The following is a 13288-nucleotide window of genomic DNA, read 5'->3' on the forward strand; positions in this document are numbered from 1 at the left end:
GTACCCCACCACCCGCGCTGACCTGCGTTTCTTCCATCCCGGGCGACCGATCCGTGCCCGATTGTCAGTCCCCGCCGCTAGCCTCTTTCGACATGTCCGCCCCTCTCACCGACCCCGAGCAGCTCAAGGAGCTCCTCGGCATCCCGTTCACCCCGGAGCAGACGGCCTGCATCACCGCGCCGCCCGCCCCGCAGGTGATCGTGGCCGGCGCCGGGTCGGGCAAGACCACCGTGATGGCGGCCCGCGTGGTCTGGCTGGTCGGCACCGGCCAGGTCGCCCCCGAGCAGGTCCTCGGCCTGACCTTCACCAACAAGGCCGCCGGCGAGCTGGCCGAGCGCGTCCGCAAGGCGCTGGTCAAGGCCGGGGTCACCGACGCCGACTCCGTCGACCCCGACAATCCGCCGGGCGAGCCGGTCATCTCGACGTACCACGCCTTCGCCGGCCGGCTGCTCACCGACCACGGCCTGCGCATCGGCCTGGAGCCCAGCTCCCGGCTGCTCGCCGACGCCACCCGCTACCAGCTCGCCGCGCGCGTCCTGCGCGAGGCCCCGGGACCCTACCCGGCGCTGACCCGCTCCTTCGCCGACCTGGTCAGCGACCTGCTCGCCCTCGACTCCGAACTCGCCGAACACCTCGTCGACCCCGAGGAACTGCGCGCCTGGGACGCCGGTCTGCTGCGCACCCTGGAGGGGGCCAAGCTCACCAACGCCGACCTGCGCAAGGTCCCCGAGACGGCCGCCGCCCGCCGGGAACTCGCCGACCTCGTCCAGCGCTACCGAGCCGAGAAGCGACGGCGGGACCTGCTCGACTTCGGCGACCAGATCGCCCTGTCGGCCCGCCTCGCCGGCATCCCCGAGGTGGGCCGCCTGCTGCGCGAGGAGTTCCGCGTGGTCCTCCTGGACGAGTACCAGGACACCTCCGTCGCCCAGCGCGTCCTGCTGGCCGGCCTGTTCGGCGGCGGCACCGGCCACCCGGTGACCGCCGTCGGCGACCCCTGCCAGGCCATCTACGGCTGGCGCGGCGCCTCCGTCGCCAACCTGGACGACTTCCCCGACCACTTCCCGGGCGCCGACGGCCGCCCGGCCGCCCGGCAGGCACTCAGCGAGAACCGCCGCAGCGGCGGACGCCTGCTCGACCTCGCCAACGGCCTCGCCGCGCCCCTGCGCGCCATGCACGCGGGCGTGGAGGCCCTGCGCCCGGCGCCCGGCGCCGAGTACGACGGCACGGTCCGCTGCGCCCTGCTGCCCACCCACGCCGAGGAGATCGACTGGATCGCTGACTCCCTCGCCCACCTGGTGCGCACCGGCACGCCACCCGGCGAGATCGCCGTCCTGTGCCGGACGGCGACCGACTTCGCCGAGATCCAGGGCGCCCTGGTCGCCCGGGACATCCCCGTCGAGGTGGTCGGCCTGTCCGGGCTGCTGCACCTGCCCGAGATCGCCGACCTCGTCGCCGTCTGCGAGGTCCTCCAGGACCCCGGTGCCAACGCCGCCCTGGTGCGCCTGCTGACCGGACCGCGCTGGCGCATCGGCCCCCGTGACCTCGCCCTGCTGGGCCGCCGGGCCCGCCTGCTGGTCGCCCACGCGCGCGTGGACGCCGCCGACGACCCCGACCGCCGGCTCGCGGCGGCCGTCGAGGGCGTCGACCCGGCCGAGGTGATATCGCTCGCCGACGCCCTGGACACCTTCCTGGAAACGCCGGCCGAGGGTTACGGGGACGACGACGGGCTGCCGTTCTCGGCGGACGCGCGCGTGCGCTTCGCCCATCTCGCCGCCGAGCTGCGCGACCTGCGCCGCTCGCTGTCCGACCCGCTGATGGACGTCCTGCACCGCGTCCTCGCCGTCACCGGCCTCGAAGTGGAGCTGTCGGCGTCACCGCACGCACTGGCCGCCCGGCGCCGCGAGACCCTGTCCAACTTCCTGGACATCGCCGCGTCCTTCGCCGCGAGCGACGGCGAGGCCACCTTGCTGGCCTTCCTCGGCTTCCTGCGCACCGCCGCCCAGTACGAGAAGGGACTCGACAACGCGCTGCCCGGCGGCGAGAACACCGTCAAGGTACTCACCGCGCACAAGTCCAAGGGCCTGGAGTGGGACGTCGTGGCCGTCCCCGGGCTGGTCACCGGCACCTTCCCCAGCGCCCAGGGCCGCGAGAAGTGGACCGCCCAGGCCAAGGTGCTGCCGCACGCCCTGCGCGGCGACACCGACACCCTGCCCGACGTCGACAGCTGGGACGCGCGCGGCATGAAGTCCTTCCACGAGGCCATGAAGGACCACCAGCACACCGAGGAACTGCGCCTCGGCTACGTCACCTTCACCCGCCCCCGCTCGCTGCTGCTCGGCTCCGGGCACTGGTGGGGGCCCAGCCAGAAGAAGAAGCGCGGCCCCTCCGACTTCCTGAAGGCCCTGTACGACCACTGCGCCGCCGGGTACGGCGAGATCGAGGCGTGGGCGGAGGAGCCCGCCGAGGACGCGGAGAACCCGGCCCTGCACACGGCCGGCGCCGACCAGGTGTGGCCGCTCCCGCTGGACGCCGGCGCGCTGGCCCGCCGCCGCGCCGCCGCCCGGACGGTCCTCGCCCATCTGGACGCCCTCGCCGCGAGCCCCGAGGGCCCCGGCCCGGCCCTGCACGACCCCGCCGGCGACGAACACCCGGACTGGCCCGCACCACCGGACGACGCCCCGGACGACGCCCCGGACGACGCCCCGTACGACGACCTGTACGGCGAGGAGCCGTACGACGCCCCGTACGACGAAGAGCCGTACGAAGAGCCCTACGGCGACCCGTACGACGGCGACCCGTACGAGGACGCCCCCCACGAGGACGGCCTGCCGCCCTACGGCCACGAGCCCGGCGGCGACGAGGAGCCCTACGGCCCGGAACCCGACGGCCGGACGCACGAGGCACTCCCGGCCGGCCCTACCGGTCTGGTCCCGCACCAGGCGTCCGCCCCACCGGACGGCCCCCGGACCGCCGCGCCGCGGCCCGGCACCGGCCTCACCCCGGAGGAGGCCCGCACCATCGCCTCCTGGGACCGTGACCTGGACGCGCTCACCGGAGAGCTGCTGCGCGCCCGGCAGGCCGTCACCGAGGTCCCCCTGCCCCCCACGCTCACCGCGTCCCAGCTGCTGCGGCTCGCCGAGGACCCCGACGGGCTCGCGCAGGAACTCGCGCGCCCCATGCCGCGCCCCCCGCAACCGGCCGCACGCCGGGGCACCCGGTTCCACGCCTGGGTCGAGGCCCGCTTCGAGGAGCTGACCCTGCCCCTGCTGGAGCCCGACGAGCTGCCCGGCGGCGACGCCGAGATCGCCGACGAACACGACCTCGAAGCCCTGAAGGAGGCCTTCGAACGCACCGAGTACGCCCGGCGCACGCCCTACCGGGTGGAGGCCCCGTTCCAGATCACCGTGGCCGGCCGCGTCATCCGGGGCCGCATCGACGCCGTCTACAAAAACGGCGACGGCGACGAGGCGACGTACGAGATCCTCGACTGGAAGACCGGCCGCACCCGCACCGCCGACCCGCTCCAGCTCGCCGTGTACCGCCTCGGCTGGGCCGAGCAGCAGGGCGTCCCGCCCGAGTCGGTCACGGCCGCCTTCCTGTACGTGCGCACCGGCGAGGTCGTACGCCCCGAGGGCCTGCCGGACCGGGCCGCGCTGGAGCGGCTGCTCACGGGTGAGACGGAGAGCACACGGGAGGCGACCTGAGTGTGACGAACCGCCCGCCGAGGTTGTCGGTGCGGGCCGATAGGCTCGGAGCATGAGCCAGACCCCGGACAGCGCCGTCCGCACGTACATCGAGCAGCACCGCGCCGCCTTCCTCGACGACCTCGCCGCGTGGCTGCGCATCCCCTCCGTGTCGGCCCGGCCCGACCACGCGCCCGATGTACGGCGCAGCGCCGACTGGCTCGCCGGCAAGCTCGAGGACACCGGCTTCCCCACCGTGGAGGTCTGGCAGACCCCGGGCGCCCCCGCCGTCTTCGCCGAGTGGCCCTCGGACGACCCGCAGGCGCCGACGGTCCTGGTCTACGGCCACCACGACGTCCAGCCCGCCGCCCGCGAGGACGGCTGGGACAGCGACCCCTTCGAGCCCGTCGTGCGCGACGGCCGTCTCTACGCGCGCGGGGCGGCCGACGACAAGGGCCAGGTGTTCTTCCACACACTCGGCGTCCGCGCCCACCTCGCCGCGACCGGCCGCACCGCACCGGCCGTCGGCCTCAAGCTGCTGATCGAGGGCGAGGAGGAGTCCGGCTCCCCGCACTTCCGGGCGCTGGTGGAGGAGCGGGCGGGCCGGCTCGCCGCCGACGCCGTGATCGTCTCCGACACCGGCATGTGGTCCGAGGACACCCCGACCGTGTGCACCGGCATGCGCGGCCTGGCGGAGTGCGAGATCCGGTTCCACGGACCGGACCAGGACATCCACTCCGGCTCCTTCGGCGGTGCCGTGCCCAACCCGGCCACCGCCGCCGCCCGCCTGGTCGCCGCCCTGCACGACGAGCACGGGCGCGTGGCGGTACCCGGCTTCTACGACGGCATCGTGGAGCTGACCGACCGCGAGCGCGAGCTGTTCGCCGAGCTGCCCTTCGACGAGGAGCGCTGGCTGCGCACGGCCAAGTCGTACGCCGTGCACGGCGAGGCCGGTTACACCACCCTGGAGCGCGTCTGGGCCCGGCCCACCGCCGAGGTCAACGGCATGGGCGGCGGCTACCAGGGCCCCGGCAGCAAGACGATCATCCCGTCCACGGCCATGGTGAAGCTGTCGTTCCGGCTGGTCGCCGGCCAGGACCGGGACCACATCGAGAAGGCCGTCCGCGCCTGGGCCGCCGAGCAGGTGCCCGCGGGGATCCGGTGCGAGGTCCTCTTCGGCTCGGCCACGCGCCCGTGCCTGACCCCGCTCGACCATCCCGCGCTGCGGTCCGTGGCCCGCGCCATGGGCCGCGCCTTCGAGAAACCGGTCCGCTTCACCCGCGAGGGCGGCTCCGGACCCGCCGCCGACCTCCAGGAAGTCCTCGGCGCGCCGGTGCTCTTCCTGGGCATCTCCGTCCCGTCCGACGGCTGGCACGCCCCCAACGAGAAGGTCGAGCTGGACCTCCTCCTCAAGGGTGTCGAGACCAGCGCCTACCTATGGGACGACCTGGCCCGGAACTGGCGTACCGCGCCCTGACCGGCCGGCGCCGTACGGAAGGGCACCGCGCGCGGGGCACACTGGAGGGACCGTCCCGCCCGCCCCGCCCGGCCCGACCCGGTGCCCTCCCGCCCACGTCCCGCCGAACCGACCGCCGCAAACCGCTGTACTGGGGGAGTTGGAAGCACACGTGACCACCTGGACCGACCACACAGCCGACCGACCCATCTCGCTGACCGCCCCGAGCGGCATCGACCGCGCCGCCCACCACCGGCTGGACGAGGCCTGGCTCGCGGCGGCGTGGAGCCACCCCACGACCCGCTGTTTCGTGGTCTCCGGCGGCCAGGTGCTCATCGACGAGACGCCGGACGGCCGGACCGAACTCGTCATGACGCCGTCCTTCGAGGCGCCGCTCACCGAGGCACACCGCTACTTCCTCGGCATCGACGAGGAGGGCGTCAGCTACTTCGCGCTCCAGAAGGACTCGCTGCCCGGCCGGATCGACCAGTCCGCGCGCCCGGCGGGCCTGCGGGAGGCCGGGCTGCTGCTGTCGCCGCGCGACGCCGGGCTCATGGTGCACGCCGTCGGTCTGGAGAACTGGCAGCGCACCCACCGTTTCTGCTCCCGCTGCGGTGAGCGCACGGTCATCGCGGCGGCCGGCCACATCCGCCGCTGCCAGGCCTGTGGCGCCGAGCACTACCCGCGCACCGACCCGGCCGTGATCATGGCGGTGACGGACGAGAAGGACCGCATCCTGCTCGGCCGGCAGGTCCACTGGCCCGAGGGCCGCTTCTCCACGCTCGCCGGGTTCGTGGAGCCGGGCGAGTCCATCGAGCAGGCGGTGCGCCGTGAGGTGTGCGAGGAGGTCGGCGTCACCGTCGGCCCGGTCGAGTACGTCGCCAGCCAGCCCTGGCCCTTCCCGTCCAGCCTGATGCTGGGCTTCATGGCCCGCGCCACCTCCACCGAGATCGACGTCGACGGCGACGAGATCCACGAGGCCCGCTGGTTCTCCCGGGAGGAGCTGGACGCGGCCTTCGAGTCCGGCGAGGTGCTGCCGCCCTACGGCATCTCCATCGCGGCCCGGCTGATCGAGATGTGGTACGGCAAGCCCCTGCCGACCCGCGGCTTCGTGTGACACGTGAAGGGCGGCCCCGGTCCTGCCGGGGCCGCCCTTCACGTCGGTCGCGGCGCGAGCCGCCGGGCGTTATGCGGCGAGCTTCTGCTTCACCTGGGCCAGCGACGGGTTCGTCAGCGTGGTGCCGTCCGGGAAGAGCACGGTCGGGACCGTCTGGTTGCCGCCGTTCGCCTTCTCCACGAAAGCGGCGGACTCGGGGTCCTGCTCGATGTTGATCTCGCTGTACGCGATGCCCTCCCGGTCCAGCTGGCTCTTCAGCCGCCGGCAGTAGCCACACCACGTCGTGCTGTACATCGTCACAGTGCCCTGCATGTCTTTCGCTCTCCTCGCACGGCTCGGAAAATCTCGTCGCGAAGGAGAACACGGGCGGGCGGAACCTCATTCCCGGGCGGGGTATGCCCCCCGGCGCTCCCCGCGCGCGGTCGGTGTGATGCCTGCCGCATCGGTACGACGATCAGCCTGTAATCAGTACGACTGCGAGTCCCCGCCTGTGGACAACTCGCACAGCCGTCCCGGGCGACCTGGCAGCATGGCGGTGTGACAGCAGCAACGCATTCCACCCTCTTCCCGCGGGTCCCGGAGTCGCCCGACGCGGTGCTCGAAGGGCTCGACCCCGAGCAGCGCGAGGTGGCCACCGCCCTGCACGGTCCGGTGTGCGTGCTGGCCGGAGCGGGCACGGGCAAGACCCGGGCGATCACCCACCGCATCGCCTACGGGGTGCGCGCCGGCATCCTGCAGCCGTCCAGCGTGCTCGCCGTCACCTTCACCGCCCGCGCCGCCGGAGAGATGCGCGGCCGGCTGCGCCAGCTCGGCGCCCAGGGCGTCCAGGCCCGCACCTTCCACTCCGCCGCCCTGCGTCAGCTCCAGTACTTCTGGCCGAAAGCGATCGGTGGCTCCATGCCCCGGCTGGTGGACCGCAAGATCCAGCTGGTGGCCGACGCCGCCGCCTCCTTGGGCACCCGCCTCGACCGCAACGAGCTGCGGGACGTGACCGCCGAGATCGAATGGTCCAAGGTCACCCAGACCGTCCCCGCCGACTATCCGTACGCGGCTGCGAAGGCCGGCCGGGAGGCCCCCCGCGACCCGGCCGAGATCGCCCACCTCTACGCCGCCTACGAGGACCTCAAGCGCGACCGCGCGGTGATCGACTTCGAGGACGTCCTGCTGCTGACCGTCGCCGTCCTCCAGGACCGGCACGACATCGCCGAGCAGGTCCGCGCGCAGTACCAGCACTTCGTCGTGGACGAGTACCAGGACGTCAGCCCCCTCCAGCAGCGGCTGCTGGACCTGTGGCTCGGCGACCGGGACAACCTGTGCGTCGTGGGCGACGCCAGCCAGACGATCTATTCGTTCACGGGAGCAACCCCCGATCATCTGCTCGACTTCCGTGTCCGGCACCCCGGGGCCACGGTCGTGAAGCTGGTCCGTGACTACCGCTCGACCCCCCAGGTGGTGCGCCTCGCCAACGGCCTGCTCGCCCAGGCGAAGGGCCGCGCCGCCGGACACCGGCTGGAACTCGTCTCTCAGCGCCCCCCGGGACCCGAGCCCGTCTACACCGAGTACACCGACGAGCCCGCCGAGGCCGAGGGCGCCGCCCGGCGCATCCGCGAGCTGATCGACGCCGGTGTCCCCGCCGCCGAGATCGCCGTGCTGTTCCGCACGAACTCCCAGTCCGAGACCTACGAGCAGGCGCTCGCCGACGCCGGGGTCCCCTACCAGCTGCGCGGAGCCGAGCGCTTCTTCGACCGGCCCGAGGTCCGCAAGGCCGGCGTCGCCCTGCGCGGCGCGGCCCGCTTCGGCGGCAACGACTCCCTGCTGGACGACGCCGTGGACCTGCCCTCGCAGGTGCGGGCGGTGCTGTCCGGCGAAGGCTGGACCACCGAGCCGCCGGCCGGCTCCGGTGCCGTCCGGGAGCGCTGGGAGTCCCTGGCCGCCCTGGTCGGTCTCGCCCACGACCTCGCCGCCGCCCGGCCCACGGCCACCCTCGCCGACTTCGTCGCCGAACTGGACGAGCGGGCGAACGCACAGCACGCCCCGACCGTCCAGGGCGTCACCCTCGCCTCCCTGCACGCCGCCAAGGGCCTGGAGTGGGACGTCGTCTTCCTGGTCGGCGTCGCCGAGGGCATGATGCCCATCACCTACGCCCGCACGGACGAGCAGATCGAGGAGGAGCGCCGGCTGCTCTACGTCGGCGTCACCCGCGCCCGCGAACGGCTCCATGTCTCCTGGGCCCTGTCCCGCTCGCCCGGCGGACGCCCCAACCGCAGACCGAGCCGCTTCCTGGACGGCCTGCGCCCCGGCACCACCCCCACCGTCGGACACACCGGCGCCGGCACGGGCGGCGGAGTCGAGCGCGGGTTCACCGCCGGTGCCGTCGCCGCTCCCCGGCGCACCCAGCGCACCCCCGCCCGCTGCCGGGTCTGCGGCCGCACGCTCACCGACGCGGGCGAGATGAAGCTGATGCGCTGCGCGGACTGCCCCTCGGACATGGACGAAGGGCTCTACGAGCGGCTGCGCGAGTGGCGGGCGGTCCAGGCCGAGCGCAGCGGCCAGCCGGACTTCTGCGTCTTCACGGACCGGACGCTCATGGCCATCGCGGAAGCCTGCCCGGAGACCTCCGCCGAACTCGCCCGCATCCCTGGTGTCCTCAGCCGCAAGCTGCGCAGCTACGGCGCCGATGTTCTGGCCATCTGCGCAGGTCAGGAGCCTGATGAGGCCGACGGGGACGACTGAGTGGAACTCGTCGAAAAAATAGTTTGCGCATGCCCCGGCAATCCCCATAGGTTCTAGGCACGGAAGCAGCGGCCTTCTCGAAGGCCCCGGTTCCGTGTTGTACTTGCACATCCGAGCGGACTGGTTCACTCCAGTCCCTGAGACGCCGAGAGGAGGCGAGTCCAGTGATCAGCATCAACTTCAGCACCATCAGCACGGCCAAACTGACCGATCGCTCGGCCGTCTCCACGTGCATGCTCGGCGCCTCGAACCAGGGCACCGGTCTGTCCGGCATCTCTGCCGTGCGTCCGGCGTCCTCCGTTGCCCCCGCGGGCCTTCCCGTCCGCGAGCGCGATGAGCGACCGAGCAAGGCACTGGAAGCGGTAGTGGCACAGGCGCACGCCTATGCCTTTGCGGCGGCCGGTGCCGGATTCCGGAAGCAGACGACGCAGCACCACCTGATGTGGGCCTTCCGTGGGCCAGAACCCTGGAGTGATCCAGCCTGATCGCCGATCAGGCCGGCGCCTTCAGGGCCGCGGAACCCCATCCGGGATCCGCGGCCCTTCTGTTTGTCCCGAACGGGACGGCGGAGCGAAGGGGCCTCGGGACAAGAAAAGAACCCGGTACCAAGCCGACACCCGGTCAACCGGCCGGAACGAACAGACGAGGAAGACCAATCGTGCAACTCGAAGCGCACGCCCCGTCCGTACCGCCTTCGCAAACGATCCCCCCGCCCGGCCTCACGGAGGACTCCACCTTGACCCCCCTCACCGCGCTCACCGCGCTCGACGACGCCATCGAGAACCTCGGCGTAGCCGTACCCTGCCGCTCCTACGACCCGGAGGTCTTCTTCGCCGAGTCGCCCGCGGACGTGGAGTACGCCAAGTCCCTGTGCCGCACCTGCCCGCTGATCGAGGCATGCCTCGCCGGAGCCAAGGAGCGGCGCGAGCCCTGGGGTGTCTGGGGTGGCGAGCTGTTCGTCCAGGGTGTCGTCGTCGCCCGGAAGCGGCCGCGTGGCCGCCCGCGGAAGAACCCGGTCACGGCATGAACACCGCAGGAACAATCGATCGCCCCCTCACGCACGACCCCAAGAAGCAGGCCCCGATGAAGCCGTCCACCAGCGAGCCCGCCGGCTCCGCGATCCCAGACTCCACCAACACCGGCGCGACCGAAGCGCGCCAGAACAGGAACCGTGAGATGCAACTCATGCAAGAAGCCCTGGCTCGCGCGCATATGCACGACCGGCTTCATGACGCCGTACGGGAACGCCGGGCCATGCGCCTGGCGGTCGCCCAGCGGATGCAGCGCCGGGCCGAGCGCGCCTCGCTGCGCGCGCGCCGCGCGCTCGCCATGGCCGTCATGCAGTGATGAACACCTGAGCAGCGGTGGCCTCCCGGACCCGGGAGGCGAAGCTCCCCGCGGGGGCCGGTCCGGCCGAACGGACCGGCCCCCGCGGCGCGTCGCGCCCCGCCGGGAGGCCCGCTCAGAAACCCCGGACGCGCGCCGGATCACGCCCCCGCCGCGGATTCCTCCTCGTCCGGGCCGGACTCGGCCGCGCCGGTCACGAAGCCCGGCAGCCATTCCTCCAGTTCGTCCCGCAGCCGGACCGTGGCACCCAGCTGACACAGGACCCCGATGGTGCTGAGGGTCACCCGGTGTATCAGCAGATAGGCCGGCGGCAGATTGAGCCGCTTGCCGAGCTGGTAGGCGGGGGAGCGGGGGTCGGCGATGCGGGCGGCCTGGCCGCGCATCCAGGAACGGGTGAAGGTGAACGCGTCCACCCGGGCCGGCTCGATGATCGGCAGCAGATACTCCAGGACCGCCTCCGGGTCCAGCTCGATGGTCTCCTTCACGAACCCCTCCGCGCAGAGCAGTTCGTAGACCGTCTCCGCCTCGCCGTCCAGGGTCATCCGCAGGGAGACGCCGATCGGGGCCGGCAGGCCGCCGGGGAGCCGGTCGACCGTGCCGAAGTCCAGCACGCCCAGGCGCCAGTCGTCCTCCCCGCCCGGGCCGCCGGGCAGCAGCCGGAAGTTGCCCGGGTGCGGATCGGCGTGCAGCAGGCCGGTGCGTGCCGGGCCCGAGAAGAGGAAGCGGGCCAGCAGCTGACCGGCCCGGTCGCGCTGTTCCTCGGTGCCGTCCGCGATGATCTCCGACAGCGGGATGCCGTCGATCCACTCGGTCACCAGGACCTGTTCGCACTGGTGCACCACCGCCGGGACGACCACGTCCGGGTCACCGGCGAACTCCCGCGCGTGCACGGCCTGGGCCTCGGCCTCCAGCCCGTAGTCCAGTTCCTCGGAGACCCGGTCCCGCAACTCCGCGATCAGCGGCTTGATGTCCATGCCCGGGATCAGCGGACCCAACAGCCGGGCGAAGCGGCTCAGTTGGCCGAGATCGGACAGGAGCGCCTCACCGGCGCCCGGGTACTGCACCTTGACCGCCACCTCGCGGCCGTCGTGCCACACCGCCCGGTGCACCTGGCCGATCGAGGCCGCGGCGGCCGGCTTGTCCTCGAACTCCTCGAACAGCTCCCGCCAGTCCGCGCCCAGCCGCTCCTCGAGCACCGCGTGCACCGTGCGGATCGGCATCGGCGGGGCCGCCTCCTGGAGCTTGGTCAGGGCCGCCCGGTAGGGGCCGGCGACCTCCTCCGGCAGCGCCGACTCGAAGACGGACAGGGCCTGCCCGAACTTCATCGCACCGCCCTTCAGCTCGCCGAGCACCTTGAACAGCTGCTCCGCCGTGCGCTGTTGCAGCTCGCGGCCGACCAGCTCAGCGGACTCGCCCACGATCCGCTTGCCCAGCCCCCAGGTCGCCCGGCCGGCGAAGCCGAGCGGGAGCGCGGCGAGCTTGGCGGTACGGGTGACCGCCTTCCGGGGAAGATCAGACATGCGCCCTCCAGGTCCCAGTCGGCCGTGCCGCGCCTGCTTGGCGTTGTCGCTCCGTCGACGGCCGTTGCACCGCCATTGTCTCGCGCCGCTCGCCGTCGGTTGAGGAGCGCTCCCGTTTACCTCTCCTCGCCGCACCGCAGCCGCACTCCGGATGCGGCCGGACCGGGCGGGCCCGCCAGTCCAGGCCGGGCATACAGACCTCCCAGCGGGTGCCCGTGCCGGCCGGTGACCGTCCGTCGAGGAAGGCCAGGGCGTGGGCCGCGGCGAGACCGGCCACCGTCGTGGCCAGGGCCAGGTCGCAGGCGCCGACCCGGCGGGCCCGGCCGGAGCGCCACTGGGTGACCAGCCGGGGCCAGACCGGGTCCCGGTCCCGGCGGTCCAGGTCCAGACATCCGGCGCAGGCCGACTCGCCGGGCAGGACCAGCGGGCCGACGACGCCCGTGCCCTCCACCACACCGGCGTACAGATGGGGTGTGCCGGAGGCCAGGAGCGGTTCGGCGGCGCACGGGTCCGGGGCGTGCACGGCGATGTCGTCCCGGGGCGCGAGGATCACCAGGGAGAAGCCCGGGTCCCCGGCGCCCGACCCCGGGCGGTGGGCATGGCGCGGCGGGCGCTCGGGTGCGGCGCGACGGACGGCGGCCCGCGCCGCCGCGTCCCGGCGGTCGCCGAGCGACTCGGCGGTCAGCCCGCCCGGCGCCAGGTCCCACGGCTCCACGCGGCCCACGTCGTGCACGTCGACCTCGCCCACGCCGGCGCCCGCCAGCACCGACGCCAGCAGGGCGCCGACCCGGCCCGCGCCCCGCACCCGGACCCGCAGCGCGCGCCGGGCGGCGAGCCGGGCCGGCGCGCCACCGGGCTCGGGTGTGAGGAGGGACAGCGAGGCCAGGTCGGGGCGCAGCCGGTCGAGGACCTCCGTCTTCTCCCGCAGCGCGTCCGCGGCCGGACCTCCGCCACGGGCGTCGTCGACGAGACCCGCCCGGGCCAGCCGGGCCACCAGGGTGTCGACCCGGGCGGCCGGCACGCCCGCCCGGCTGCTCTCCGCGCGCAGCGAGGCCAGCCCGCGGGTGCCGTCGAGCAGTTTCAGCAGGCCCTCCGTCGCCGGGTCCACCGGGCCTAGCGTCACCGCGTGCGCCGGGGTCATCCCGAACTGCACGGTGCCGCGGTCGCGCCAGCCGCGCCGCAGCGCGGGCTTCACCATCGGATGCATGCCAGACCCCCGTACCTGTCGAAAAGACCCTTGAGCCGAAAGCGGAGAAGCGTGGAAGGGAGACGCGGACCGCGCCTTCGCCGGTGGCACCGGTCACGATCCGCCGACGCCTGCCAGCATGCCCGGGCCCGCCGCCGGGCGCCGAAAGTTATCCACAGGCGAGCGGGGTAGTCGTACAAATCGGGTGTGTCGCCGACCTGCAGTGGGCTGAACATGGGCAAACAA

Annotated in this window: 10 protein-coding genes; 7 read left to right on the forward strand and 3 right to left on the reverse strand. The window is 73.4% G+C overall.

The annotated features are described in order from the left end of the window. Window positions 1-92 precede the first annotated feature (92 nt). From IE251_RS02615 to nudC, 3 genes are all read left to right on the forward strand, one after another. Window positions 93-3704, forward strand: a complete 3612-nt coding sequence (locus IE251_RS02615) for an ATP-dependent helicase (protein ID WP_189751243.1) — start codon at window positions 93-95, stop codon at window positions 3702-3704. 52 nt (window positions 3705-3756) lie between these two features. After that, window positions 3757-5160 (forward strand): dipeptidase, encoded by a 1404-nt coding sequence (locus IE251_RS02620; protein WP_189751244.1) that lies wholly within the window; start codon window positions 3757-3759, stop codon window positions 5158-5160. A 151-nt stretch (window positions 5161-5311) separates the two neighbouring features. Continuing rightward, window positions 5312-6256: an NAD(+) diphosphatase gene (nudC, locus tag IE251_RS02625; protein ID WP_189751245.1), complete on the forward strand. Its 945-nt coding sequence runs from the start codon at window positions 5312-5314 to the stop codon at window positions 6254-6256. 69 nt (window positions 6257-6325) lie between these two features. Here nudC and IE251_RS02630 read toward each other — a convergent pair whose 3' ends face one another. After that, a complete protein-coding gene (locus IE251_RS02630; protein WP_030787841.1) occupies window positions 6326-6568 on the reverse strand; it encodes a mycoredoxin in 243 nt (80 codons plus the stop codon). A gap of 225 nt (window positions 6569-6793) precedes the next feature. Between IE251_RS02630 and IE251_RS02635 the strand changes: the two genes are divergently transcribed. The 4 genes from IE251_RS02635 (at window position 6794) to IE251_RS02650 (ending at window position 10336) form a co-directional block, all read left to right on the forward strand. Then, entirely contained in the window at window positions 6794-8989 is a 2196-nt protein-coding gene (locus IE251_RS02635) for an ATP-dependent DNA helicase UvrD2 (RefSeq protein WP_189751246.1), read from the forward strand. 164 nt (window positions 8990-9153) lie between these two features. Continuing rightward, window positions 9154-9474 (forward strand): hypothetical protein, encoded by a 321-nt coding sequence (locus IE251_RS02640; protein WP_189751247.1) that lies wholly within the window; start codon window positions 9154-9156, stop codon window positions 9472-9474. A gap of 173 nt (window positions 9475-9647) precedes the next feature. Further along, a complete protein-coding gene (locus IE251_RS02645) occupies window positions 9648-10016 on the forward strand; it encodes a WhiB family transcriptional regulator (RefSeq protein ID WP_030787835.1) in 369 nt (122 codons plus the stop codon). Beyond that, window positions 10013-10336 carry a putative WhiB-interacting protein gene (locus IE251_RS02650; protein WP_030787833.1) on the forward strand — a complete coding sequence of 108 codons (324 nt, stop codon included), beginning with the start codon at window positions 10013-10015 and terminating at the stop codon, window positions 10334-10336. The genes IE251_RS02645 and IE251_RS02650 overlap by 4 nt, the downstream gene beginning before the upstream one ends. 140 nt (window positions 10337-10476) lie before the next feature. Here IE251_RS02650 and IE251_RS02655 read toward each other — a convergent pair whose 3' ends face one another. Together IE251_RS02655 and IE251_RS02660 are read right to left on the reverse strand one after the other, a co-directional pair. After that, the gene (locus tag IE251_RS02655; protein WP_189751248.1) at window positions 10477-11856 is read right to left on the reverse strand and encodes an ABC1 kinase family protein; all 1380 of its coding nucleotides are present in this window, start codon (window positions 11854-11856) and stop codon (window positions 10477-10479) included. Continuing rightward, a complete protein-coding gene (locus tag IE251_RS02660) occupies window positions 11849-13063 on the reverse strand; it encodes a TOMM precursor leader peptide-binding protein (RefSeq protein WP_189751249.1) in 1215 nt (404 codons plus the stop codon). Before IE251_RS02660 ends, IE251_RS02655 begins: the two co-directional genes overlap by 8 nt. Window positions 13064-13288: the final 225 nt, after the last annotated feature.

It is taken from the genome of Streptomyces eurythermus (genome assembly GCF_014649115.1).
Lineage (GTDB): Bacteria > Actinomycetota > Actinomycetes > Streptomycetales > Streptomycetaceae > Streptomyces > Streptomyces eurythermus.

Bases quoted from the DNA above. Each gene is read 5' to 3' on its own strand.
- IE251_RS02620 (WP_189751244.1), top strand. From the start codon at position 3,757: ATGAGCCAGACCCCGGACAGCGCCGTCCGCACGTACATCGAGCAGCAC.
- IE251_RS02630 (WP_030787841.1), bottom strand. From the start codon at position 6,568: ATGCAGGGCACTGTGACGATGTACAGCACGACGTGGTGTGGCTACTGC.
- IE251_RS02660 (WP_189751249.1), bottom strand. From the start codon at position 13,063: ATGCATCCGATGGTGAAGCCCGCGCTGCGGCGCGGCTGGCGCGACCGC.
- IE251_RS02615 (WP_189751243.1), top strand. From the start codon at position 93: ATGTCCGCCCCTCTCACCGACCCCGAGCAGCTCAAGGAGCTCCTCGGC.
- IE251_RS02650 (WP_030787833.1), top strand. From the start codon at position 10,013: ATGAACACCGCAGGAACAATCGATCGCCCCCTCACGCACGACCCCAAG.
- IE251_RS02655 (WP_189751248.1), bottom strand. From the start codon at position 11,856: ATGTCTGATCTTCCCCGGAAGGCGGTCACCCGTACCGCCAAGCTCGCC.